Origin of the sequence: Streptomyces sp. P6-2-1 (assembly GCF_050613165.1) — a bacterium.
Taxonomy (GTDB): domain Bacteria; phylum Actinomycetota; class Actinomycetes; order Streptomycetales; family Streptomycetaceae; genus Streptomyces.
Genome location: NZ_CP192513.1, coordinates 4921789 through 4946137, shown reverse-complemented (window position 1 = coordinate 4946137; position 24349 = coordinate 4921789). Strand labels below are relative to the sequence as shown.

At 74.6% G+C, this 24349-nt stretch carries 15 protein-coding genes; 5 read left to right on the top strand and 10 right to left on the bottom strand.

Annotated features, from left to right (window positions below):
• Positions 1–84: 84 nt before the first annotated feature.
• The gene (locus tag ACQYWQ_RS21215) at positions 85–693 is read right to left on the bottom strand and encodes a M48 metallopeptidase family protein (protein WP_431036651.1); all 609 of its coding nucleotides are present in this window, start codon (positions 691–693) and stop codon (positions 85–87) included.
• Between the two features lie 284 nt (positions 694–977).
• On the opposite strand from ACQYWQ_RS21215, the gene ACQYWQ_RS21210 reads away from it, so the two are divergent.
• On the top strand, positions 978–2651 hold the full coding sequence (locus tag ACQYWQ_RS21210; RefSeq protein ID WP_431036650.1) for a TOMM precursor leader peptide-binding protein: 1674 nt from the start codon (positions 978–980) through the stop codon (positions 2649–2651).
• 619 nt (positions 2652–3270) lie between these two features.
• Positions 3271–4695, top strand: a complete 1425-nt coding sequence (locus ACQYWQ_RS21205; RefSeq protein ID WP_431036649.1) for an ABC1 kinase family protein — start codon at positions 3271–3273, stop codon at positions 4693–4695.
• Positions 4696–4811: 116 nt separating this feature from the next.
• Here ACQYWQ_RS21205 and ACQYWQ_RS21200 read toward each other — a convergent pair whose 3' ends face one another.
• From ACQYWQ_RS21200 to ACQYWQ_RS21185, 4 genes are all read right to left on the bottom strand, one after another.
• Positions 4812–5135 (bottom strand): hypothetical protein, encoded by a 324-nt coding sequence (locus tag ACQYWQ_RS21200; protein ID WP_431036648.1) that lies wholly within the window; start codon positions 5133–5135, stop codon positions 4812–4814.
• Positions 5132–5503, bottom strand: a complete 372-nt coding sequence (locus ACQYWQ_RS21195) for a WhiB family transcriptional regulator (protein ID WP_164281913.1) — start codon at positions 5501–5503, stop codon at positions 5132–5134. The genes ACQYWQ_RS21200 and ACQYWQ_RS21195 overlap by 4 nt, the downstream gene beginning before the upstream one ends.
• 170 nt (positions 5504–5673) lie before the next feature.
• Positions 5674–5985 carry a hypothetical protein gene (locus ACQYWQ_RS21190; RefSeq protein WP_431036647.1) on the bottom strand — a complete coding sequence of 104 codons (312 nt, stop codon included), beginning with the start codon at positions 5983–5985 and terminating at the stop codon, positions 5674–5676.
• Between the two features lie 203 nt (positions 5986–6188).
• Positions 6189–8411, bottom strand: a complete 2223-nt coding sequence (locus ACQYWQ_RS21185) for an ATP-dependent DNA helicase UvrD2 (protein WP_431036646.1) — start codon at positions 8409–8411, stop codon at positions 6189–6191.
• A gap of 199 nt (positions 8412–8610) precedes the next feature.
• Here ACQYWQ_RS21185 and ACQYWQ_RS21180 point away from each other — a divergent pair, with 199 nt between their 5' ends.
• Entirely contained in the window at positions 8611–8865 is a 255-nt protein-coding gene (locus ACQYWQ_RS21180; protein ID WP_431036644.1) for a mycoredoxin, read from the top strand.
• Positions 8866–9195: 330 nt separating this feature from the next.
• Here the strand turns inward: ACQYWQ_RS21180 and nudC are convergent, their stop codons facing one another.
• The 5 genes from nudC to ACQYWQ_RS21155 form a co-directional block, all read right to left on the bottom strand.
• Entirely contained in the window at positions 9196–10125 is a 930-nt protein-coding gene (gene nudC / locus ACQYWQ_RS21175; RefSeq protein ID WP_431039280.1) for an NAD(+) diphosphatase, read from the bottom strand.
• 145 nt (positions 10126–10270) lie between these two features.
• A complete protein-coding gene (locus tag ACQYWQ_RS21170) occupies positions 10271–11692 on the bottom strand; it encodes a dipeptidase (RefSeq protein ID WP_431036643.1) in 1422 nt (473 codons plus the stop codon).
• A gap of 10 nt (positions 11693–11702) precedes the next feature.
• Positions 11703–15362, bottom strand: a complete 3660-nt coding sequence (locus ACQYWQ_RS21165) for a UvrD-helicase domain-containing protein (RefSeq protein ID WP_431036641.1) — start codon at positions 15360–15362, stop codon at positions 11703–11705.
• A gap of 152 nt (positions 15363–15514) precedes the next feature.
• Entirely contained in the window at positions 15515–18934 is a 3420-nt protein-coding gene (locus ACQYWQ_RS21160; protein WP_431036640.1) for a UvrD-helicase domain-containing protein, read from the bottom strand.
• A gap of 115 nt (positions 18935–19049) precedes the next feature.
• On the bottom strand, positions 19050–19448 hold the full coding sequence (locus ACQYWQ_RS21155) for an MGMT family protein (RefSeq protein ID WP_431036639.1): 399 nt from the start codon (positions 19446–19448) through the stop codon (positions 19050–19052).
• A 215-nt stretch (positions 19449–19663) separates the two neighbouring features.
• Between ACQYWQ_RS21155 and ACQYWQ_RS21150 the strand changes: the two genes are divergently transcribed.
• Together ACQYWQ_RS21150 and ACQYWQ_RS21145 are read left to right on the top strand one after the other, a co-directional pair.
• A complete protein-coding gene (locus tag ACQYWQ_RS21150) occupies positions 19664–22534 on the top strand; it encodes a lysylphosphatidylglycerol synthase domain-containing protein (protein WP_431036638.1) in 2871 nt (956 codons plus the stop codon).
• Between the two features lie 115 nt (positions 22535–22649).
• Complete coding sequence (locus ACQYWQ_RS21145; protein WP_431036637.1) at positions 22650–24245, top strand: alpha/beta hydrolase; 1596 nt, start codon at positions 22650–22652, stop codon at positions 24243–24245.
• Positions 24246–24349: the final 104 nt, after the last annotated feature.

Sequence of the window (24349 nt, the reverse complement as noted above, 5' to 3'; positions counted from 1 at the left end):
GCGCGCGTGGCAGTACGGGAGCGCGGGCACCGGCATCCGCGCGCTGGCAACCCGCCGTGCACCTCGGGGCGTCCGCCGGGCGGATCAGTCGGTCGTGTCCGGCGCCGCCGGGGTTTCCGGGACGGCGTGAGGGAGGGTGCGGCCCGCGACGACGCCCTCCAGGAAGCCGCGCGCGCGTTCCGTGCGCGGATAGGCCTCCAGCAGCGCCCAGAAGCGTGCGCCGTGGCCGGGGACGAGGAGGTGCGCGAGTTCGTGGAGAAGGACGTAGTCGATGACGTACTCGGGCATGCCCTGGAGACGGTGCGACAAGCGGATGCTGCCCTCGGCCGGCGTGCAGGAGCCCCAGCGGGTGTTCTGGTTGGTGACCCAGCGGACCGTGTCAGGGCGTGCGCGGCCGTCGAGGTACTGACGCGACAGCTGCGCGGCGCGCTCCGTCAGCTCGGTGTCGCCGAGCCGCCGCTTGCTCTCCTGCGCGGCGAGCCGGTCGAGCATCTTCGTCACCCAGCGTTGCTCCTCGGCGGCCGACATCCGTGCCGGGATGAGCACGATGGTGCGGTCGCCTTCGCGGTACGCGGAGACCGTGCGGCGCCTGCGGGCGCTGCGGCGCACCTCCACGTCGGTGCGCGCGGGCTGCGACTGTCCGGGAGCGTGCCGGACGCCGTCGCTCGCCCGGTTCAGGGGATCGGCGGACATTCCTCGACGTTACCCGCTCAGCGCCCCGGACGTCCCGCCTCCGGACGCTCCCGGCACCGCGCCCTCACACGCTCCGCTTCCTCGACACCCCTGCCTCTCCCCGCATTCATACGACGAACGCCGCCATCTGTGGATAACTCTCGGCCCTGGATTTGCGCTCTCCCGCAGGATGGTCTCAACGGTCACGGAGCGCCAACGCATCGTGACTGCCGTCCGCTACGGGACAGCTCTGTCCCCGGCCGGAGGGCGACAACCGGGACGAAAGACGAAAGGTGTGAGGCGCGATGGTGCGTGCGGTGGCGGGAGCGGTGTCCGGTACGGGAGCGGTGTCCGGTACGGGAGCGCTCTCCAGTGCGGGTACGGCGGCAGGTGCGGGTACGGGGCGGGTGCGGCCCGTGGCAGGGGCGGGTGGCGGCGGCCGGGAGGCGGGACGCCGACGGGGCCTCGGCCTGGGATTGCAGGGTTCGGGACGGCATCGTGCGGACAGGACCCCCGCCGCCGCGGCGCAGGCCGCCGGAGCGGTACGCGCGGGGACGGAGGTACCTGCCGGGGTGGTACGGAGCGGGACGGGCGCCGTACGGAGGCAGGCGGCGCCCGCGCGGGGCTGGCCCGAGGCCGGCTCGGCGCGTTCCGGTCCGACGGTGCCGCCGCCCGCGGTGGGGCGGCCGCCCCTGCCCTCGTACGGGCGTCCGCAGGCGCCACCCGCTCCCCCGTTCGCGCATCCTGCGGTCAAGCCCGCGTTGCGGCGGGCATGGCGGGACCTGGGGACGGTGCAGTTCGGGATCACGCGGGCCCACGCCTCGGTGCTCGGGCCCCTCGACCCCGGCTCGGCGAGCCTGCTGAGGCTGCTCGACGGTACGCGCGGGATGCCCCTGCTGTACGCGGAGGGCGCACGGAACGGGCTCACGCCCGCAGACGTGAACCGGCTCCTGGACACGCTCGCGTGCAGCGGGCTCCTGGAGGATGCCACCGGCGGGGGTGAGGCGGCGCGCGCGGTCCGCCAGGACGCGGAGCTGATGGACCGCCTGCGGCCCGATCTCGCCTCGCTCGCGCTGCTCGACCGGCGACCGGCGGGTGCGGTGGAGGCACTGGCGGCGCGGACGGGTGCGCGGGTCCTGGTCCGGGGCGCGGGGCGGGTCGGGGCCGCGGTCGCCGCTCTGCTCGCGGCGGCGGGTGTCGGGAGCGTGGAGGTGATGGACGGAGGCCGGGTGGAACCGGCGGACGTGTCCCCGGCCGGGTTGCCGCCGAGCGCGGTCGGCACGCGCAGGGCGGAGGCCGCGCGGCGGCTCGTGAGCGAATCGGCCCCGAGCGGACGGCGCCGCTCGCGGCCCGATCCGGTGGCCGGGCGGCTCGGCGAGGCACCGCCGCCCGACCTCGTCGTCCTCGCCCCGCGCGAGGCAGTGTCCGTGCACGCCCCGGACCCGGAGCTTGCCGAACCCCTGATCGCGGGCGGCACCCCGCACCTGTACGCGGGGGTCGTCGAGACCACAGGTCTCGTGGGTCCCCTCGTTCTCCCCGGCCGCACGGCCTGCGCGGGCTGCCTGGAACGCCATCGTGTCGAGCGGGAGGCGGGACACGCGCGTCTCCTCGCCCAGTGGCGCTCCGGTCGTGCCCACCGCGTCGAACCGGTCGACCTGGCCCTCGCGACCACCGTCGCCGCCCTCACCGCGAGCCACGCGCTGAGCCTCATCGACGGCCACCTCCCGACCACGGTCGGCGAACGCTGGGAGACCACCCTGCCGACGCTGGCCTGGACCCGCCACCACCTGCCCACCCACCCCGACTGCCCCTGCGGAGCCGGATCGGCGGACGCCTGGGACCCAGTACCTTCCGCCGTTCCCCGGACGCCCACCACCCCCGGGGCGCCCCACCCCGCTCCGCGGACCGGGCAGGAATCGGCCACCCTGGCGAGGACCCCGGGGAAGCCCACACGGAGGTCGGCCACCCACCGGACATGACCACACACCCCGAGCCGACCGGGCCTCGACACGGCACGGCGACCGAGCGACGGGGCCAAGCGCCCGGGGCGGCGCCGGAGCCCCCGGGCGGCGCAGGAGCCAGGCGGACCGGTCACATCGATACCCCGATGCCCCGACACCGCGATCACGCCGCCGGTCCGGCCCCCGCACCATCGCGGGAGCCCGGTCTGTTCCCCGGAACCACCGACCTGCGATCGGCCCCCGAACCACCGACCTGCGGTCCGGGCCCCCGTACCGCGCCCCCTTGGCGTGGTCGCAGCGGGCGGAGGCGCGGCCCACCAGGGCGGGGGACGCGCGAGGCATCGTCGAGCGGCCAGCCGTACCAGCCGTAGCAGCCGTTCGAGAGGGTCAGCTCGCCTGCGCTCGGCCGCGCCCGTCGCACAGGGCGGGCGGCCCACCTGTCCTCGGCCGAGCCGCCCCGGCCTCGGCCGAGCCGGCCGTACGAGGCGGTCGGCTCGGCCGAGGGGGCGCGTCGGCGGGTGGGCTCCGGGGAAGGGGCGGTGGGGGCAACGAGGTTGGGGGCCGGGGCGGTTCGGGGGGTGCGGGGGACAATGGCGGTGGGCGTCGTGCGGTGCGGCGTGGGCGGAGTGGAGGGCGTATGTCGGAGGTTCCTCGGAAGGCGGTGACGCGGACGGCGAAGCTTGCGACGCTGCCGCTCGGGTTCGCGGGGCGGGCCACGTGGGGGCTCGGGCGGCGGATCGGGGGCGCTTCGGCCGAGTTGGTGGGGCGGGAGGTGCAGCAGCGGACGGCTGAGCAGTTGTTCAAGGTGCTGGGGGAACTCAAGGGCGGCGCCATGAAGTTCGGGCAGGCGCTCTCGGTGTTCGAGTCGGCGCTTCCCGAGGAGCTGGCGGGCCCTTACCGGGCGGCACTGACGCGGCTTCAGGAGGCGGCGCCGCCGATGCCGGTGGCGACGGTGCGGGGATTGCTCGCGGAGCGGCTCGGTGAGGACTGGCGGGACCTCTTCCGGTCGTTCGACGAGGAGCCGGCGGCCGCCGCGTCGATCGGGCAGGTGCACCGGGCCGTGTGGCACGACGGGCGGGCCGTCGCGGTGAAGGTGCAGTACCCGGGCGCCGGGCGGGCCCTGCTCGGGGATCTCGCGCAGCTCGGGATGGTGGCGCGGGTGCTCGGGCCCGTCGTGCCGGGCATCGACATCAAGCCGCTCGTCGCGGAGTTGCGCGCGCGGGTGGCCGAGGAGCTGGACTACGGGCTGGAGGCGGCGGCGCAGCAGGCGCACGCGGAGGAGTTCGCGGGCGATCCCGACGTGTTCGTGCCACGGGTCGTGCACCAGGGGCCGGAGGTGCTGGTGACGGAGTGGGTGGAGGGAGTGCCGCTGGCCGAGGTGATCGCCTCGGGTACGCCGGAACAGCGGGACAGGGCGGGGCAGTTGCTCGCGCACTTCCTGTTCTGCGGCCCGGCCCGTACGGGGTTGTTGCACGCGGACCCGCACCCGGGGAACTTCCGGCTGCTGCCGAGTGCCGGGGAGGACGGCGAGGAGGGCTGGCGGCTCGCCGTGCTCGACTTCGGGACGGTGGACCGGCTGCCCGGTGGGCTTCCTTCGATCATCGGGCGGTCGTTGCGGCTCGGTCTCGCCGAGGAGGCGGAGGAGGTGCACGCCTCGCTGCGTGCGGAGGGCTTCATCCGGGAGAAGGTGGAGCTGGACGAGCGGGCGGTCCTGGAGTTCCTGCGGCCGATGATCGAGCCCGCCGCCGTGGACGAGTTCGGCTTCACGCGGGAGTGGTTGCGGGGGCAGGCCGCCCGGATCGCCGATCCTCGCTCCCCCGCGCACCACTTGGGCCGCAAGCTCAATCTGCCGCCCGCCTATCTGCTGATCCACCGCGTGACGCTCAGCACGATCGGTGTGCTGTGTCAGCTCGGGGCGCGGGTGCGGCTCCGCGAGGAGCTGGAGAACTGGCTCCCGGGCTTCGCCGCCGACTGCCCGGAGGGCGAACTGCCGGGATTCTGGGCGGAGGAGGAGGCCGGGGCGGAGGAGGGGCCCGGGGCGGGGGACGAGGGCGCCGAGTAGCTCGCGCGCGGGACGCGGCCGGCCCGGCACCCTCCGTGGAGGCGTACCGGGCCGGGATGTCGTCGCGAGGCGCTCACCGGAGCCGGGGCGGCGGCATACCGCCCGGGCTCAGCGGCCTACTGCATGACGGCCAGCGCCAGGGCGCGGCGGGCGCGCAGGGTCGCGCGTTCGGCGTGGCGCTGGAGGCGGCGGGCGTTGCGCAGGCGGGTGGCGGGGCGTTGGTGCTCCGCCTCTCGCATGCGCTCGTCCATATGCGCGCGTGCCAGCGCTTCTGGGATGAGTTGCATCTCTCGGGTCCTGTTCTCGGTGCCGGTCAGGTGGCCGGTACGGGCTGCTTCGCTGAGGGCGAGCCCTGCGGGCTGCGCGGGGGTCGGGTTCATCGGGTCCTGCTTCTGCGGGTTGTGCGTGGTGGGGCGATCGATGGTTCCGGTGATGTTCATGCGACGACCGGGTTCTTGCGCGGGCGGCCGCGGGGCCGCTTGCGGGCCACGACGACGCCCTGGACGAACAGCTCGCCACCCCAGACGCCCCACGGCTCGCGGCGCTCCTTGGCGCCGGCGAGGCAGGCCTCGACGAGCGGGCAGGTGCGGCAGAGCGACTTGGCGTACTCCACGTCGGCCGGGGATTCGGCGAAGAAGACCTCGGGGTCGTAGGCGCGGCAGGGAACGGGGGTGTCGAGACCCTCGATGGCGGCGTCGAGAGCGGTGAGCGGGGTGAGCGGGGTCACGGTGTGGTCCTCCGGAGGGCCGGGCGGCTGGCTGGTGGGTGACGGCGGTACTGACGGGACGTGCGTCTTGGTCGTCTGCACGGTTTCTGCTTCCTCGTCTGTCGGTCCGGCCTGGTGGGCCGGTGGTGTCGGGTACCGATTCCTGCTGCCCGGGCGCCCTCCGTCCCGTCCTCTCTTGAGAAAGAGGGCAAAACAAAAGGGCCGCGGTCCCGAGTGGGGTCCGCGGCCCTGAAGGCACCTGTCTGACGTGGTCAGACGGGATCACTCCAGGGTTCGAGCCCACGGAAGGCCCACATCGTGTGGTGCTGCGTCATCGGGTTTCCGGCACCGGCTGCCGCGATCGGATAGGCGTGCGCCTGTTCCGTCACTACTGCTGCCGGTGCCTGGGTCGGTCGCTCATCGCGCTTCTTCTCCTCGGGCCGCCCGAAGGACAGGCCAGGGAAGGAGAACGCCGAGAGACCGGAAACACCGGACAGTCCGGTGCCCAGGACCGAGATGCTGAGGGAACGGGAGGCGACGACCGTCGGTGCGGTCAGTTTCGTGATCGTGTTGAAGCTGCTCACTGGAATCGCCTCCTCTCGGCGTCTCGGGGGACCGGTGGTGCTCGGTGGTCCGGTGGAAATATTCACGTTCTTCGAAGGACACAGCCCCCGAAGGGTTTGGCACAGCACAGGGCGGGGGCTTCGGAGAGCCTGTCCGTTCCCGTGCCTAAGAACCTATGGGGATTGTCGGGCCGGGCGCAAACTATTTTTTCGACGACTTCGGCTCAGTCCGCCTGTGCGCCGGGGGCGCACTCCTGACCTGCGCAGATGGCGAGGACCTCGGAGCCGAAGCGGCGGAACTTGCGCGCGCCGACCCCGGGGATGCGGGACAGCTCGGCCTCCGTCTCGGGGACGGCCTCGGCGATGGCGACGAGGGTCTTGTCGGTGAAGAGGCAGTAATCGGGCTGGCCGAGGTCCTGCGCGCGCGCGCCGCGCCAGTCGCGGAGCCGCTGGTAGACGCCCTCGTCCATGTCGGACGGGCAGGTCTCGCAGCGCATGAGTTTCATTTCGCCGGCCTCGGTGAGGGTCCGGCCGCAGACGCGGCAGCGGGCCGGGGCCCGTCTGCGCGGCAGCGGCCGCTCCCCCGCCTCGCGGGCCGCTCTCCTGTCGCGGGCGGGCCGGTCCCCACCCCGTCCGGTGCGCAGGCGCGGGGCGTCGGAGGTGGCCGGGCGGGCGCTGCCGGGGGTGCGCAGGGCGTCGAGGAAGCGGCTCGGTTTGCGGCCGCCCCAGCCCCCCGGGGTGCGGGACAGGGCCCAGGAGAGGTGGAGGCGGCTGCGGGCGCGCGTGATGCCCACGTAGAAGAGCCTGCGCTCCTCCTCGATCTGCTCGTCGGTCTGCGCGTAGGTGATGGGGAGCATGCCCTCGGCGAGGCCGACGAGGAAGACGGCGTCCCATTCGAGGCCCTTGGCGGCGTGCAGCGAGGCGAGGGTGACGCCGTCGACGGTCGGGGCGTGCTGGTTCGCCTGGCGGTCCGCGAGTTCGGCCGCGAGGTCGGTGAGGGTGGCGCCGGGGCGGGCGCGGGCGAGTTCCTCGGCGAGGCGGACGAGGGCGGCGAGGGATTCCCAGCGTTCGCGTACGGCACCCGAGCCCGTCGGCGGCTGCGCGGTCCACAGGCGGTGCGAGACGAGGACGCGCCGCAGTTGTTCGGCCAGCGGGGCGCTGAGGTCGAGCGCGGTGTCATTGGCGCCGCTGTGCGCGGCGGCGCGCACCGCGCTGACCGCCGAGCGGATCTCGGGCCGGTCGAAGAACGCCTCGGCGCCGCGCAGCCGGTAGGGGACGCCCGCGTCGCCGAGCGCCTGCTCGTAGAGGTTGCTCTGGCCGTTCGTACGGAACAGGACGGCGATGTCCGCGGCGGGGACGCCCTCGGCGACGAGGGCGCGGACGCGGTGGGCGACGTCCTCGGCCTCGGCGACCTCGTCGGCGTACTCGGTGGACTCGGGGACGGGTCCCGGGGGGCGCTGGGCGACGAGTTCGAGGCGCTGGCGGGCCGCGGGTCCGGTGGCGTGCGAGAGGAGGTTGTTGGCGAGGTGGACGATCTGGGGTGTGGAGCGGTAGTCGCGGACGAGGCGCACGACGGTGGCGTCGGGGTGGCGGGCGGGGAAGCCGAGGAGGTGCTCGGGGGTCGCGCCGGTGAAGGAGTAGATCGTCTGGCTCGCGTCGCCGACGACGCACACGTCGTCGCGCTCGCCGAGCCACAGGTCCAGCAGCCGCTGCTGGAGCGGGCTGACGTCCTGGTACTCGTCGACGGTGAAGTGCCGGTACTGGGAGCGGACCTGCTGGGCGACGTCCTCGCGGTCCTGGAGGATCGCGATGGTGAGGAGCAGCACGTCCTCGAAGTCGATGCGGCCGCTCGCGCGCTTCAGGGTCTCGTAGTGCGCGTAGACGCGGGCGGTCTCCAGGGCCTCGCGGTGCGTCGTGCGCCCGGCAGCGGCGACGGCCTCGGCGAAGTCGTCGGGGAGGGTCTGGGTGGCCTTCGCCCACTCGATGTCGCCGGTGAGGTCGCGCAGCTCGGTGCGTTCCAGGCGCAGGCCGCACGCCTCGGCGGCCTGGGCGACGAGAGGGATCTTGCGGTCGATGAGGCGGGGCGGGTCGGCCTGGACGACTTTCGGCCAGAAGAACTGGAGCTGACGCAGGGCCGCTGAGTGGAAGGTGCGGGCCTGGACGCCGTGCGCGCCGAGTTCGCGCAGGCGGCCGCGCATCTCGCCCGCGGCGCGCTGGGTGAAGGTGACGGCGAGCACGGTGCCCGGCTTGTAGCGCCCGGTGCGGACGCCGTAGGCGATGCGGTGGGTCAGGGCGCGCGTCTTGCCCGTACCGGCGCCCGCGAGGACGCAGACGGGCCCGGTGAGGGCGAGGGCCACCTCGCGCTGCTCCGGGTCGAGTCCGTGGAGCACGGCGTCGGCGGATTCCGGTACCGGGGGGAAGAGGGAGTCCTGCGGTGCTGCTGTCACTCCGCCATGCTCTCAGGTCGGCCGCGGTGGGCGACGGCGGTTGTCCACAGGGGGCGCTCGTGGTCGTACGAGCACATGATCGGCGGCTCGGGTGCGGGAATGACCGGCCCGTGGCTTACGTTTCCCCAGTGCGCGACGTACGGAGAACGCGTCGCGGCGGGCCCCGGGGTCCGCAGAGGGGCGAAGGAGTACGAGGAACATGTCGGGCACTGTGACGATGTACAGCACGACCTGGTGCGGTTACTGCCGGCGGCTGAAGAGCCAGCTGGACCGCGAGGGCATCGCTTACGAGGAGATCAACATCGAGCAGGACCCGGCCTCGGCCGAGTTCGTCGAGAAGGTCAACAACGGCAACCAGGTGGTCCCGACCGTCCTGGTGAAGGCCGGGACGGGCACCGAGGCGGTCATGACGAACCCCTCGCTCGCCCAGGTCAAGCTCGCCCTCCAGGGCTGAGCGGGACGCGCGGCCCACGGAAGGGGGGCCCGACCGGAGCGATCCGGTCGGGCCCCCCTTCCGTGGGCCCGGTCCGTGCGCGCGGCACTTCCTGCCCGGGCCGCCCTTGCGGCGGGCTCCCCGCTTCCGTCGGCCGAAAACCGCCGCCCGCGAGACCCGCCGCACGCTGAACGGCGCCCGCGAGACCCGCCGCACACCGAACCGCCACCCGCGAGACCCGCCGCACACCGAACCGCCACCCGCGAGACCCGCCGCGCCGAACCCCCGCCCGCGAGGCCCCGGCCCGGGAAACCCCGGCCCGCGAACCCGCTGCCTGCGGGCCCCGGCCCGTCACACCGGCTTCGGCAGCGGCTTCCCGTACCACAGCTCGATGAGCCTGGCCGCGATCGAGACGCCGAAGGGCGGCAGGACCTTGCCCGCCTCCATCGCCTCGCGCAGTTCCTCGCGCGAGAACCAGCGGGCCTCCTCGATCTCCTCGCCGTCGACGGTGATGTCCGCCGAGGTGGCGTGCGCGATGAAACCGAGCATGAGGCTGGAGGGGAAGGGCCAGGGCTGGCTGGCCACGTACTCGACGTGCCCGATCGGGATGCCCGCCTCCTCGTGCACCTCGCGGCGCACCGCCGCCTCGATCGTCTCGCCCGGTTCGACGAAGCCCGCGAGGGTCGAGAAGCGGCCCTCGGGCCAGTGCACCTGACGGCCGAGGAGCGCGCGGTCCTTGTCGTCGGTGACGAGCATGATGACCGCCGGGTCGGTGCGCGGGTAGTGCTCGGCCCCGCACGCGGGGCAGCGGCGGATGTGCCCGGCGGCCGCGATCGAGGTGCGTTCGCCGCAGCGCGAGCAGAAGCGGTGCATGCGCTGCCAGTTCTCCAGGGCCACGGCGTGCACCATGAGCCCCGCCTCGCGCGGCGAGAGGAGCAGCCCCGCCTCGCGGAGCCCGGCCGGGCGCGCGGACTGGTCGATGGGTCCCGGGAGGCTGTCCTTCTGGAGCGCGAAGTAGCTCACGCCGTCCTCGTCGGTACCGAGGAAGTAGCGGTGCGACTCGGTGAGCGGGGCCTCGAAGCTCGGGGTCGTCACCAGTTCGGTGATCCCCGCCTCGTTCTCGTCGATGAGGACCTGTCCGCCGGAGACGACGAAGACCCGGGTACGGGGATGGCTCCACGCGGCGGCGAGCCACGCCTCGTCGAGGCGGTGGTGTGCGGCGCGGTCGATGCCACTGGGTGCGGTGAGCGGGATGGGACGCTCGGCGAGGTCGTGCGCGATGCCGTGCTCCGTGCCGTACGCGGTGCCGTACGCGGTGCCGTGCTCCGTGCCGTGCTCAGTGGTCTGGTCGTTCCGGGTGGTCACGGGTGCTTCCCACTCCCCCTAGGGTGCGTCGTCGGTGGTGGTGCCGCTGCTGCTGTTCTTCTCAGTGTGCCTCGCGCAGTCGGGGGGCGAGTCCTGCCCACAGGTGCGCGGCCGCCTCGGCGCCCTTGAGGAGGAGGTCGAGTTCGACCTTCTCGTCGGGGGCGTGCCAGCCGTCCGAGGGGACGGAGATGCCGAGGAAGAGGACGGGGGCGCCGGTGACCTCGGCGAGGTCGGCCGCGGGTCCCGAGCCGCCTTCGCGGGTGAGGCGCACGGGCTGCTCGAAGGCGGTCTCCATCGCCTCGACGACGGCCGCGAGCGCGGGGTGGCCGAGCGGGGTGAGGCAGGGCCTGGTGGCGCCGCCGAAGGTGAGTTCGGCGCGGATGCCCGCCGGGACGCGGGCCTCGACGAAGGCGCGCACCGCCTGCTCGACGGCGGCGGGGTCCTGCCGGTCCACGAGGCGGAAGGTGAGCTTCGCGAAGGCCGACGACGGGATGATCGTCTTGCTGCCCGCGCCCTGGTAGCCGCCGCCGATGCCGTTGACCTCGGCGGTCGGGCGGGCCCAGATCCGCTCCAGCGTCGTGTGACCGGATTCACCGGCGGTGGCGTGCGAGAAGGCGGTCCGCAGCCAGGCTTCCTCGTCGAAGGGCAGCTCGGCGAAGAGCGCGCGCTCGCGGTCGCTGAGCGGCGTCACGCCCTCGTAGAAGCCGGGGATCGCGACGTGCCCGTTCTCGTCGTGGAGCGCGGCGACGATCCGGGCGAGGACGGTGGCCGGGTTGGGGACGGCGCCGCCGAAGGAGCCCGAGTGGATGTCCTGGTCCGGGCCGCGCAGGACGAGTTCGCCGTCGACGAGGCCGCGCATCCCGGTGCAGACGGTGGGAGTCTCCTCGTTCCACATGCCGGTGTCCGAGACGAGGACGGCGTCGGCGGTGAGGCGGGCCGCGCGGTCGTCGACGAGGGCGCGGAAGTGCGGGGAGCCCGATTCCTCCTCGCCCTCGATCAGGAACTTGAGGTGCACGGCGGGGCTCGTGCGCCCGGTCGCGGCGAGGTGGGCGCGCAGGCCGAGGGTGTGGAAGAAGACCTGGCCCTTGTCGTCGGCGGCGCCGCGCGCGTAGAGGCGGCCTTCGCGGGTCTCGGGTGCGAAGGGCTCGGAGTGCCAGCCGTCGGCGCGTTCGGCGGGCTGGACGTCGTGGTGCCCGTAGACGAGGACGGTGGGCGCTTCGGGTTCCTCGGCGGGCCAGTCGGCGAAGACGGCGGGGGCGCCGGGGGTTTCCCAGATCTCGACGGTCGGGAAGCCGGTGGCGCGCAGCTGGGCGGCGAGCCACTCGGCGCTGCGGCGGACGTCGGCGGCGTGTTCGGGCTGCGCGGACACGGAGGGGATGCGCAGCCAGGCGGCGAGGTCGTCGAGGAAGGCGGCGCGGTGCGCGGTGACGTGGGCGCGGACGGCGCCGACCGCGTCGTCGGCCCCGGTGGGGGTGGTGCTCATGATCCCGACCTTATCCGCCTGATGGGTGAGGGGCACGGGGCCCCGGGGGCACGGGGGTCCCGCCGGTGGGGGCGGGGGCGTCCTCGCCGTCGGGGGCGGGGGCGTCCTCGTCAGTGGGTGCGGGGGCGTCCTCGTCGGCGAAGAGGCGTTCCAGCTCGGCGCGGCCGGGCAGCCCGCGCGGCCGTACCGCCTCGCCCGAGCGCACGAAGACGAAAGTGGCCGCGATCTCCTCGGGGTCGATGCCGTGCCGTTCGGCCCAGGCGAGGCGGTAGACGGCGAGCTGGAGGGGGTCGGCGCGGGTCCGGTCGCGGCCTGTCTTCCAGTCGACGATCTCGTAGCGTCGCCGCCCGTCCTCCTCGTGCGCGTACACGGCGTCGATGCGGCCGCGCACGACGCGGCCGGCGAGGCTGAGCTGGAAGGGGACCTCGACGCGGTGCGCGGGGCGGTGCGCGTAGGCGGTGCGTTCGAAGGCCTCCTTGAGTTCTTCGAGGTCGGTGTCATCGGTGATCTCCGCGTCGTCGCGGGCCTCCGGCTCGCCCTCGTCGGCGAGCGGGAGGTGTGGCTGCTCGTGCCCGGCGGTGAGGCGGCGCTCCAGCCAGGCGTGGAACCTGGCACCCCTGCGCGCGGCCGGTTTCGGGGCCTGGGGCAGCGGGCGCGCGAGGTCGCGGGCGAGCCCGTCGGGGTCCTCGGCGAGGCGCAGCACCTGCGTCGCGGTGAGCGAGGGCGGCAGCGGCACCTCGCGCACGGAGGCGGCGGCGCGCCGCAACTCGCCTTCGAGCGCGTCGAGGTCCCGGTCCCAGGAGCCGAGGAGCCGGGACTCCTCGGGGGTGAGGTCGTCGAGGGAGGCCGGGGCGGCGGGGGCGGGGACACGGGGCACGGCGTCGCTCCCGTACGGACGCGCGGGGGCGTCCTCGTACGGGTCCCGGCCGCTCCGGTACGTCCCCGGGCCGCTCGCGTACGTCCCCGGGCCGTCCTCGTTCAGGCCCTGGCCGTCCTCGTTCAGGCCCTGGCCGTCCTCGTACGGACCCGGGCCCCCCTCGTCCTCGTACGGATCGGGCACTCCCTCGCCAGGCTCCGGCTCGGCCCTCGCCTCGTCCTCCGGGTCCGGCTCGGGGGGCCACTCCGGGTCGTACGGGTCCTCCGGCGGCCGCCGCGTACCAGCCGGGGCGGAGCGGGACTGGAGGACCCCGAGGTGGTGTTCGACGCGTGCGGCGGCCTCGCGGCGGCGGGCGTGGGCCTCGGGGTCGAGCGGGAGGGGCCACGGGACGGGTTCGGTCCGGCGCAGCGCCGGGTTCTCGTCCTCGGGGCCTGGCGGCTCGGCCCAGTGCTCGATCTCGCCGTGGCCGCGTACACAGTGGTCGTGGAGCGCGGTGAGGAAGGCGGAGGGGCCCCGGGGCTTCTTCTGCTCGGGTCCCCACCAGTGGCCCGAGCCGAGCAGGAGCGAGCGGGGGCGCGTGAAGGTCACGTACCCGAGGCGGAGTTCCTCCGTCGACTGGTGCGTACGCATACCGTCCTGGAACGCTTTCAGGCCCTTCGCCGTCCAGGCGGGGACCTCGGGGAGGGTCGCGGCGTCGCCGCGCAGCGGGTGCGGCAGGACGCTCGCGCGCGCGGTGAACCTCTCACGGCCCCGGTCGCTCGGGAACTGGCCCTTGACGAGCCCGGGGACGGCGACGATGTCCCACTCCAGGCCCTTGGCCTTGTGCGCGGTGAGGACCTTGACGGTGTTCTCGCCGCCGGGGAGCGCGTTGTCGAGGCCCTTCTCGTAGTGCTCGGCGGTGCGCAGATAGCCGAGGAAGGCGAGGAGGGAGGCGGCGGGCTCGGTGGAGGCGAAGGAGGCGGCGATGTCGAGGAACTGGCCGAGGGTCTCGCGGCGGCGCGCGGCGAGGGCGCTCGGCGAAGCCGAGAGTTCGACGTCGAGCCCGGTGACGGCGAGGACGCGGTGCAGGACGTCCATGAGCGGGTCGGCGAGGGCGCGGCGCAGTTCGCGCAGCTCGCGCCCGAGGCGGGCGAAGCGGGCGCGGGACTCGGCCGAGAAGGGGAGTCCGTCCTCGGCGTCGGGGCCGCCTTCGACGAAGGTGTCGACGGCGTCGGCGAGCGAGACGATCTCGGCGGGGTCGACGCCCTCGACGGCGGCGGCGAGCCTGCGTTCGGGATCGTCCTCGCCCGTACGGCCTCCGGCGAGCAGGCGGGCGCGGCGGCCGAGGAGGGCGAGGTCGCGGGCGCCGACGCGCCAGCGGGGCCCGGTCAGGAGGCGTACGAGCGAGGCGTTCGCGCCCGGGTCCTGGAGGACTTCGCACACGGCGCGCAGGTCGGCGATCTCGGGGAGGTGGAGGAGCCCGGAGAGGCCGACGACCTCGACGGGTATCTCGCGGGCGACCAGCGCGGCCTGGATGCGGGCGAAATCGCCCGCCGTGCGGCACAGGACGGCGATCTCGCCGGGGCTCGTGCCGGTACGGACGTGGTGGGCGATGCTGTCGGCGAGCCAGGCGATCTCCTCGGCGTGCGTGGGCAGGAGAGCGCAGCGCACGAAGCCGTCGGCGGCCTTCTCCGCGGGCGCGTGCAGGGCCTCGACCCCGTCGTGGAGGGCGCGGAGCGGCGCCGCGAGGTCGTTGGCGAGAGCGAGGAGGCGGCCCCCTGAGCGGCGGTTCTCGCTGAGGGACTGACGGCGGGCGGGGGTGCCGTCGGGGTGCGGGAAGTGGCGCGGGAAGTCGTCGAGGTTGGCGACGGAGGCGCCGCGCCAGCCGTAGATGGCCTGGCAGGGGTCGCCCACGGCGGTCACGGGGTGGCCGGTGCCGCCGCCGAAGAGCGCGGAGAGCAGGACGCGCTGGGCGACGGAGGTGTCCTGGTACTCGTCGAGCAGCACGACGCGGTACTGGTCGCGCAGCGCGGCGCCGACCTCGGGGTGCTCGCGGGCGAGGCGGGCCGAGAGGGCGAGCTGGTCGCCGAAGTCGATGAGGTCGCGGGAGCGTTTCGCGGCGCGGTAGCGGCCGGTCAGCTCGGTGAGGGCGAGGCGGGCCGCGGCGGCCTCGGGGACCTTGCGCAGCTGGTCGTTGCTGAGCTTCGCGTCGGCGAGGGTGCGGAGCAGGTCCTCGTCGTAACGGCTCAGGTCGGCAGGGGCGACGAGGTGCTCGGACAGCTCGCCGTCGAGTGCGAGGAGGTCGCTCACGAGGTCGGAGAAGCCGCGCGTGAGCGCCGGGTACGGGCCGGGGGCCTCGCGCAGGACACGGGCGGCGAGCTGGAAGCGGCTCGCGTCGGCGAGGAGCCGCGAGCCGGGCTCCAGGCCGAGGCGGAGCCCGTGGTCGTCCAGGAGGCGCCCGGCGAAGGAGTGGTACGTGGAGATCAGCGGCTCGCCTGGGGGCTCGTCGCCCGGCGCCGGCGGGGCGTCCGGGTCGCTGATCCCGGCCCGTACGAGGGAACGGCGGACCCGCTCGGCCAGCTCGGCGGCGGCCTTGTTGGTGAAGGTGAGGCCGAGCACCTGCTCGGGCGCGACCGTGCCCGTGCCGACCAGCCAGACGACCCGCGCGGCCATCACGGTCGTCTTGCCCGAACCGGCACCGGCGACGATGACGTGGGGGGCGGGGGGCGCGGTGACGCACGCGAGCTGCTCGGGGGTGAAGGGGATGCCGAGCAGGTCGTTGAGCTGGGCGGGGTCGGTGAGGCGGACGGGCACGCTTCGAGGTTACGGGGCGGGTCCGACAAAGGGGCCGCCCCGTACGGGGAGGGGCCCCGCGCCTGCGCCGCTCCACGGCTCGCCCAGCTCCACACCCCGCCCAGCTCCGGGCCTGCCCAGCCCCGCTCCCCATCGCGGCCCCACGCCCCGCCCTACTCCACCACCTGTCCCCCTTCCGCCTTCGCGCTGCACGACGCCCTGAAGGCGCAGTGGTCGCAGTGCGAACCCGGGGTCGGGCGGAAGCGTTCGTTCAGGACCCGGGCGGCGGCCTCCGTCAGGAGTTCGGGGAGCCAGTCGCCCTCGGGCGGGGACTGAGGCTGGACCTTGGGCGAGAGGGGGTCCTTCTTGGAGGCTTCGATGCGCAGGTGGACGAGTTCCGCCCCGCCCGGGGTCAGGGGACCCACCGCGCCCTCGGCCACCGCGCGCTGGTAGACCGCCAGCTGGGGGTGGTGGTCGACCTCGGCCGCCGTGGGGGCGTGCTTGCCCGTCTTGAAGTCGACGACGTACGCGCGGCCCGCCGCGTCGGCGTCGACGCGGTCCATCGTGCCCCTGATGCGGATCTCGTGCTCCCCGGCGGGGAGCGTCACGTCGAAGGGGTGCTCGCTCGCGACCGGGGTGCGGCCGGTGCGGTCCAGGACGTGCCAGCGCAGGAAGCGTTCCAGGGCCGCGCGCGCGTTCTCCTTCTCCTGCGCCGACTTCCAGGGCGCGTCGAAGGCGAGCCCGTCCCACACCGTGTCGAGACGTTCCATGAGGACGTCCAGGTCGGCGGGGCTGCGCCCGGTCGCGACCTCGTCGGCGAGGACGTGGACGACGTTCCCGAAGCCCTGTGCCGTGCTCGCGGGCGCCTCCGCCCGTACCTCCCTGCCCAGGAACCACTGGAGGGCGCACACGTCCACGAGCTGCCCGAGCGCGCTCGCCGAGAGCGCGAGCGGCTGCGCGGGGTCGCGGACGGGGACCTCGTTCGCGGTCTCGTCCGCGAGGCCCCACCACGTGCCGGGGTGCGCGGTCGGCACGAGCGGCCTGCCGTCCGCGTCGGTGAGCGCGGCGAGGCGCGCGAGGCGGCGCGCGGCGGCCTCGCGCAGCGCGGGCGAGGCGTGCGGGTCGACGGTCGTCGCGCGCAGTTCGGCGACGAGCGCGGGCACGGCGAGCGGGCGGCGCGGGCGGACCGTGAGGTGGCGCGGCTCGACGCCCAGTTCGGTGAGGAAGCGCGAGGGCTGGTCGCCGTCCTCGGCGGGGGCCTTCACCGCCGTGACGACGAGGCGGTCGGCGGCGCGCGTCGCCGCCACGTAGAAGAGCCTGCGTTCCTCGGCGAGCAGCGCGCCGGGCGTGAGGGGTTCGGCGAGGCCGTCGCTTCCGATGCGGTCGGCCTCCAGGAGCGAGCCGCGCTGCCGCAGGTCGGGCCACACGCCCTCCTGCACGCCGGAGACGACGACGAGCCGCCATTGCAGGCCCTTCGCGCGGTGCGCGGTCATGAGCCGTACGGCGTCGGGGCGGACCGTGCGGCCCGAGAGGGTGTCGGCCGCTATCTCCTGCGCCTCGGTCTCGGCGAGGAAGTTGAGCGCGCCGCGTCCGCCGGTGCGTTCCTCGGCGCGCGCGGCCGTCGCGAAGAGCGCGCACACGGCGTCCAGGTCACGGTCCGCGTTGCGCCCCGCCGCGCCACCGCGCCGCGAGGCGCGCTCCAGGCGCGCGGGCCACCGCGTCCCGTTCCACAGCTCCCACAGCGCCTCCTCCGCCGTGCCGCCCTTCGCGAGCAGCGCGCGCGTGTCGGCGAGCAGCACGCCGAGCGCGCGCGCCGCCCGCGCGTAGGCGGCGTCGTGCGCGACGAGCCGCTCCGGCTCGGCGAGCGCGCGCGCGAGGAGGACGTCCGAGGGCGGCGGTACGGGGTTGCCCGCCGCGCGCTCCTCGGCGCGCAGCGCCCGCCCGAGCCGCCGCAGATCGGCGGCGTCCATGCCGCACAGGGGCGAGGCGAGGAGGTCGAGCGCGGTCTCGGTCCCGATCCAGGACGGCTGCGGTACGGGGGCGCCCTCCGCCCCACGTACGGGCTCGGTCCCCGCCTCGCGTACCGGCTCGGTCCCCGCCCCGCGTACCGGCTCCCCCTCCGCCTCGCGTACAGGCTCCGGCTCCTGCTCCCGTACGGGCTCCGCCCCCGGCTCCCCTGCCGCATCCGTCTCGCCGCGTGCCTCCGCCTCCGCCGTCACGCGCAGGGCCGTCAGGAGGGGCTGGACCGCCGGTTCGAGGCGGAGCGGGAGTTCATCGCCCGCCGTGTCGATGGGGACCCCGGCGGCCGTGAGGGAGCGGCGCAGCGCGGGAATGCGGGCGCTCGCGCGGAGCAGGACGGCCATGTCGCCCCACGGCACGCCGTCCTCCAGGTGGGCGCGGCGCAGGAGGTCGGCGACGTGGTCGGTCTCGGCGCCGGGGCTCGGGCACGTGAAGACCTCGACGCTGCCGCCCTCGCGGGTGGGGAGTTGTTCGCGGTGGGCGCGGACCGCGGCCGAGGGGAGGCGCGTGAGGGGGATGCGCAGGGTCAGGGCGCGGGTCGCTTCGAGCACGCGGCGTGCCGCGCGGCGCGCGGTGGGCAGGACGGCGACGGGGGCCGGGGCACCGGCCGCCGTGCGGAAGGTGCCGGGGAAGTCGAGAATGCCGTTCACATCGGCGCCCCGGAAGGCGTAGATGGACTGGTCGGGGTCGCCGAAGGCGAGGAGCGTGCGGCCCTGCCCGGCGAGGGCTTCGAGCAGCCGGACCTGGGCGGGGTCGGTGTCCTGGTACTCGTCGACGTAGACGGCGTCGTACGAGGCGGCGAGTTCGCGCGCGACGTCGGGGCGGCGGGCGAGCAGGTCGGCCCGGTGGACGAGTTCGGCGTAGTCGATGACGCCCTGGAGGTCGAGCACGTCGAGGTACTCGGCGAGGAAGGCGGCGGCGGCCTGCCAGTCGGGGCGTCCTGTGCGGCTCGCGAAGCGGTGCAGGGCTCCCGGGTCGAGGCCGAGTTCGCGGCTGCGGGCGAGCACGGCGCGTACTTCGTCGGCGAATCCGCGCGTCGTGAGGCAGGAGCGGAGCCGGTCCGGCCAGCGGACCCGGCCCCTGCCCTCGGCGGCGAGGGCGATCTCGCCCTCCAGGAGTTCGCGCACGGCGAGGTCCTGCTCGGGCCCGGAGAGCAGCCGGACGGGGGAGCCGTCCGGGCCTGCCTCCTGGTGGGCGCGGACGAGGGCGTAGCCGTAGGAGTGGAAGGTCGTGGCGCGCGGGGCGGCGGCGGGGCCGATGCGCAGGGCCATGCGGTCGCGCAGGGCGACGGCTGCCTTGCGGCTGAAGGTCAGGACGAGGAGGCGCTCGGGGTCGGCGCCCGCAGCGACACGGGCGGCGACGGACTCGACGAGCGTCTCGGTCTTGCCGGTCCCCGGGCCCGCGAGGACGAGGAGAGGTCCGGTGCGGTGCTCAACCACGGCCCGCTGATGCGCGTCCAGAGGGACGGGGCCCGGCGGGGTCCGCGGGGTGCGCACCAGCCGGTAGCCGCCCGCGGCCTGCCGCCCGGCCCGTGGGCGTGCGGAGTGCGGCGATGTGCGGGAGGAGGTGCTCACTGTGGTTGGCCGGTTCCGGTGGGGCGGGTGGGGGTTCGACGCTACGTCGCCGCGGGGCGCGGGGCGAGGTCGTGGGGCGGGGACGGTGGTGTGCGCGCACACACGGGTGGTGGCCTCAGCCCTCCACTCCGTGCCACCTCGCCCTCTTCACGTCGATGCGCGGGACGTGGTCCTCGCTCGCCGAGGGGCGCAGCGGGGTGCCCTCCGCGTGGTAGTGGGCGAGGGCGCGGAGTTCGTGGCCCGGCAGGAGGGTGCCGTCGGCGCGGACGACGCGCCACCAGGGCGCCTCGTCCCCGTACAGGGACATGACGCGGCCGACCTGGCGCGGGCCGACGCGGCGCGGGGGCTCGCCGGGGAGGCCGAGGTCCTCGTGCTCGCGGCGCTCCTCCTCCAGCCAGGCCGCGATGTCCCCGTATGTCATGATCCGTCCGGTGGGGATGCGCGCGGCGACGTCGAGCACCCGGTCGACGTACGGAGGCGGGACCGGGGGGCCGGGGTCGTGCTGCTCGCTCATCCCGCCCATCCTGCCGCACGCCTCCGACAGCCGCGCACGGCGCCGACACGGCGCGCGGGAGGGTGTCCCGGGGTGCGGGCCCGGCTGCGTACGCTCCCGAATTGCACCCTGATGCCCCAGGGTGCTGTCAGGCCGTGCCACCATCGTGCGGGCGGTGACAGGTGATCCCGAACCGACACGTACAAGAGACTTCCGAGACCCCGAGGCGGCAGAGCGTGCGATCCGAAGAGCCGGACAGCTCTGCCGGCGTGTCTCCCCGCGAGGACCGCGCCCCGCACGAGCCCGCCCCGCACGATTCGGCCCCGCACGAGCCCGCCACGCACGAGCCCGCACGCGAGCCCGGGCAGCCCGGCGGTGGCGCGGACGCGGAGGACACGCGGGACGCGGAGGACGCGGAGGACGCGGAGGACGCGGACCGCCCCGCGCCCGTGCACCTCGGCAAGGCCCCCGCCAAGGAGCACGCGCCCCCCGCCGCGGGCGCCCACCCCTCCCCGGCCCCCGGGCCCGAGGTCGTGCACGCCGACCAGGTCGAGGGCGACGAGCCGCTGCTGCCCGCGCGCGTGCACCGCCCGCTGGACCTGCTGCGGCTGTGCATCGGCGTGCTCGCGCTCGCCGTCGTGCTCGGCGTCGCGGCCTTCGCGCACGGGACGACGTCCGGGCTCGAACAGGACATCAACCGGGGCACCGGCGAGGCACCCGATCTGCTGATCAAGTTCGCCGGGCTCGCCTCCAGCATCGCCGTCCTTCTCGTGCCCGTCGCCTTCGCGATCGAACGGCTCGTCAAACGGGACGGGCTGCGCATCGCGGACGGCGTGCTCGCCGCCGTGCTCGCGCACGGCGTGACGCTCGCGACGGACCTGTGGGTCGCCGACTCCGCGCCGCAGTCGATCAAGGACGCGCTCACGCAGCCGTCCCCCGCCGACATCCACGTCCTCACCGACCCCGTGCACGGCTACCTCGCCCCCGTCATCGCCTACATGACGGCCGTGGGGATGGCGCGCAGACCGCGCTGGCGCGTCGTGCTGTGGGTGGTCCTGCTCCTCGACGCCTTCGCGATGCTCGTCGTCGGCTACACCACGCCGTTCTCGATCGTCCTGACCGTGCTCATCGGCTGGTCGGTCGCGTACGGGACGCTCTACGCGGTCGGCTCGCCGAACGTGCGCCCCACCGGGCGCACGCTGCTCGCCGGGCTGCGCCACGTCGGCTTCCACCCGGTCTCGGCCGCGCGCGCCGCCGAGGACGCCGAGGAGGCCGAGCGCGGGCGGCAGTACTTCGTGACGCTGGAGGACGGGCCGCCGCTCGACGTCACGGTCGTCGACCGCGAGCAGCAGGCGCACGGCTTCTACTACCGCGCCTGGCGCCGCCTGACCCTCCGTACCGTCACCACCGGCCGCAGCCTCCAGACCCTGCGCCAGGCCCTCGAACAGGAGGCGCTGCTCGCCTACGCGGCGATCGCGGCCGGTGCCAACGCGCCGCGCCTCATCGCGACCTCCGAGCTGGGCCCCGACGCCGTCATGCTCGTCTACGAGCACACCGGGGGCCGCAGTCTCGACGCGCTGCCCGACGAGGCGATCACCGACGCGCTCATGCGCGACACCTGGCGGCAGGTCCAGGCGCTCCAGTCGCGGCGCATCGCGCACCGCAGGCTCACGGGCGAGGCGATCCTCGTGAACCAGGCGGGCACGGTGATCCTCACCGACCTGCGCGGCGGCGAGATCGCCGCGGGCGACCTCGTGCTCCGGATGGACGTCAGCCAGCTCCTCACCACACTCGGGCTGCGCGTCGGCGCCGAGCGCGCGGTCGCCACGGCCGTCGACGTGCTCGGCCCCGACAAGGTCGCCGACGCGCTGCCCCTGCTCCAGCCCATCGCGCTCTCGCGCTCCACGCGCGCGACCCTGCGCCGCCTGAGCCGCGAGCGCGCGCAGCGCGAGCGGGAGGCGGTGCTCGCGGCCTCGGAGGCGCGCAAGAGGGCCCGTACGGAGGCCGGGGAGGCCGTGGAGAGCGGGCGCAAGGCGGTCCGCGCCGCGAAGCAGGCCGAGAAACGCGCCCTCGACGAGGCCCTGGACGAGGCACGCGAGGAGGACCTGCTCACCCAGATCCGCCACGAGGTGCTGCGCATCCGCCCCCAGGCCCCGGTCGAGCCGGCCCGTCTGGAACGCATCAGGCCGCGCACGCTCGTGACGTTCATCGCGGGCGCCATCGCGGCGTACTTCCTGCTCGCCCAGCTCAGCAAGATCAACTTCAGCCAGATCATCGACAACGCCCAGTGGGGCTGGATCGTCGCCGCCGCCGCGTTCTCCGCGCTCAGCTACGTCGCCGCGGCGATGAGCCTGCTCGGCTTCGTGCCCGAGCGGGTGCCCTGGCCGCGCGCCATCGCGGCACAGGTCGCCGGGTCCTTCGTGAAGGTCGTCGCGCCCCCGGCGGTCGGCGGGCTCGCCCTCAACACTCGCTTCCTCCAGCGCGCGGGCGTGCGCCCCGGGCTCGCGGTCGCGAGCGTCGGCGCCTCGCAGCTCTTCGGGCTCGCCTCGCACATCCTCCTGCTGCTGCTCTTCGGCTATCTGACGGGGACGGAGAACGCGCCGACGCTCTCGCCGTCCCGCACCGTGATCGCCGGTCTGCTCACGGCCGCCGTGCTCGTCCTCGTCGTCACCGCCGTACCGTTCCTGCGCCGCTTCGTCGTGACGCGGGTGCGCTCGCTCTTCGCCGGGGTCGTGCCGCGCATGCTCGACGTGCTCCAGCGGCCGTCGAAGTTGTTCACCGGGATCGGCGGGATGCTCGCGCTCACCGGCTGCTTCGTGCTGTGCCTGGACGCCTCCATCCGGGCGCTCGGCGGTTCCTCGACGCACGTGAGCCTCGCGAGCGTCGCCGTCGTCTTCCTCGCGGGGAACGCGGTCGGCTCCGCCGCGCCGACGCCGGGCGGGGTCGGCGCGATCGAAACGGCGCTCTCGCTCGCGCTCGCCGGACTCGGCGTACCGCTGTCGATCGGTCTCCCCTCCGTCATCCTGTTCCGCCTCATGACCTTCTGGCTGCCGGTCCTGCCCGGCTGGATCTGCTTCAACCAGCTCACCAAGAAGGGCGCCTTGTAACGGAGCGCCCGTCACGAAAAGGGGCGGCACGCGGGAGGTACCCGGCCCCGTACGGGCTCACCCGCCCGGCCCCCGCCCCGCGCGCCACCCCCGTACCACCCCCAGGATGGGTCCCATGCCTCACTCCCTCCCGCCCCGCCGCCCCTCCCGCCGCACCCGGCCGCGCGCGGTGACCGCCGCCCTCCTCGGGCTGAGCCTCGCCGTGTCCCTCGCCGCCTGCTCCGGCGACGGCGGCGACGACGGACCGGCCCACGGCGCGAGCGGCAGTGACCCGCGCGGCCAGTCGCTGAGCTGGAAGAGCTGCCCGGCCCCCGACCAGGCGCAGGGCACCGGCGACAAGCCGTCCCCGCTCCCCGGCGGCACGCAGTGGCAGTGCGCGACGATGCGCGCGCCGCTGGACTGGAAGGACCCCGAGGGCCGGTCGTTCGACCTCGCGCTCATCCGCGCCAAGGCGAAGGACCAGGGCAAGCGCATCGGCTCGCTCGTCTTCAACTTCGGCGGCCCCGGCGGCTCGGGCGTCGCGACGCTCCCGGCCTTCGGCGACACGTACGAGACCCTGCGCACCCGCTACGACCTCGTGAGCTTCGACCCGCGCGGCGTGGGCCGCAGCGCGCCCGTCGCGTGCGAGAACGACAAGCAGCTCGACCAGTACTTCGCGCAGGACAACACCCCCGACGACGAGGCCGAGCGCAACGAGTTCGTCACGGGGACCAAGAACTTCAACGCCGCGTGCGAGAAGAACTCCCGCGCGATCCTGCCGCACGTCTCGACGACCGACGCCGCGCGCGACATGGACCTCCTGCGGCAGGTGCTCGGCGACAAGAAGCTCCACTACTTCGGCATCTCGTACGGCACCGAGCTGGGCGGCGTCTACGCCCACCTCTTCCCGAAGAAGGTGGGCCGTGCCGTCTTCGACGCCGTCGTCGACCCGACCGAAAACAGCGAGCAGGGCTCCCTCGGCCAGGCGAAGGGCTTTCAGCTCGCGCTCGACAACTTCGCCGACGACTGCGTCAAGCAGGGCGAGGACTGCTCCATCGGGAACAGCCGTGACGCGATCGAGAAGCGTGTCGCGAAGCTTCTGAAGGACCTCGACAGCAAGCCGCTGCCCGGTCTCGGCGACCGGGAACTGACCCAGTCGGCAGGCACCGGCGGCATCGCGCAGGCCCTGTACTCCAAGGACTACTGGCCCTACCTGCGCGAGGGGCTCCAGCAGGCCTACGACGGCGACGGACGCGTCCTCATGGCGCTCTCGGACGCGATGAACGGCCGCAACGAGGACGGCAGCTACTCCAACATCACCGCGGCGAACGTCGCGATCAACTGCGCCGACGACAAGGAGCGGTACACGATGGCGGACGTCGAGAAGAAGCTGCCCGCGTTCCGCAAGGCGTCCCCGCTCTTCGGCGACTTCCTCGCCTGGTCCCTCGTCAGCTGCACCGACTGGGCCGTGCCGGGCGCCGCTTCGCACCCCGACGTCTCGGCCCCCGACGCCCCGCCCATCCTCGTCGTCGGCAACACGGGCGACCCCGCGACCCCTTACGAGGGCGCGGCGCGCATGGCGAAGGAGCTGGGCAAGGGCGTCGGCGTCGAGATCACGTACAAGGGCCAGGGGCACGGCTCCTACGACAGCGGCGACGCGTGCGTGCGCAAGGCGGTGGACGGCTACCTCCTGAACGGGACGGTGCCGAAGTCGGGGACGGTGTGCGGGTGACCTTCGGAGTGTGACGTCCCGCTGACTGTCGGTGGCGGCTCGTACGATGGCGGGCACTGCGTCAGGGCGGCGCGGTGCCCGCCGGGTCGTCGCGCGGGAACGGG

Coding starts and splice junctions, on each gene's coding strand:
- ACQYWQ_RS21215 (WP_431036651.1), bottom strand. CDS start 693: ATGTCCGCCGATCCCCTGAACCGGGCGAGCGACGGCGTCCGGCACGCT.
- ACQYWQ_RS21210 (WP_431036650.1), top strand. CDS start 978: ATGGTGCGTGCGGTGGCGGGAGCGGTGTCCGGTACGGGAGCGGTGTCC.
- ACQYWQ_RS21205 (WP_431036649.1), top strand. CDS start 3,271: ATGTCGGAGGTTCCTCGGAAGGCGGTGACGCGGACGGCGAAGCTTGCG.
- ACQYWQ_RS21200 (WP_431036648.1), bottom strand. CDS start 5,135: ATGAACATCACCGGAACCATCGATCGCCCCACCACGCACAACCCGCAG.
- ACQYWQ_RS21180 (WP_431036644.1), top strand. CDS start 8,611: ATGTCGGGCACTGTGACGATGTACAGCACGACCTGGTGCGGTTACTGC.
- ACQYWQ_RS21170 (WP_431036643.1), bottom strand. CDS start 11,692: ATGAGCACCACCCCCACCGGGGCCGACGACGCGGTCGGCGCCGTCCGC.
- ACQYWQ_RS21155 (WP_431036639.1), bottom strand. CDS start 19,448: ATGAGCGAGCAGCACGACCCCGGCCCCCCGGTCCCGCCTCCGTACGTC.
- ACQYWQ_RS21145 (WP_431036637.1), top strand. CDS start 22,650: ATGCCTCACTCCCTCCCGCCCCGCCGCCCCTCCCGCCGCACCCGGCCG.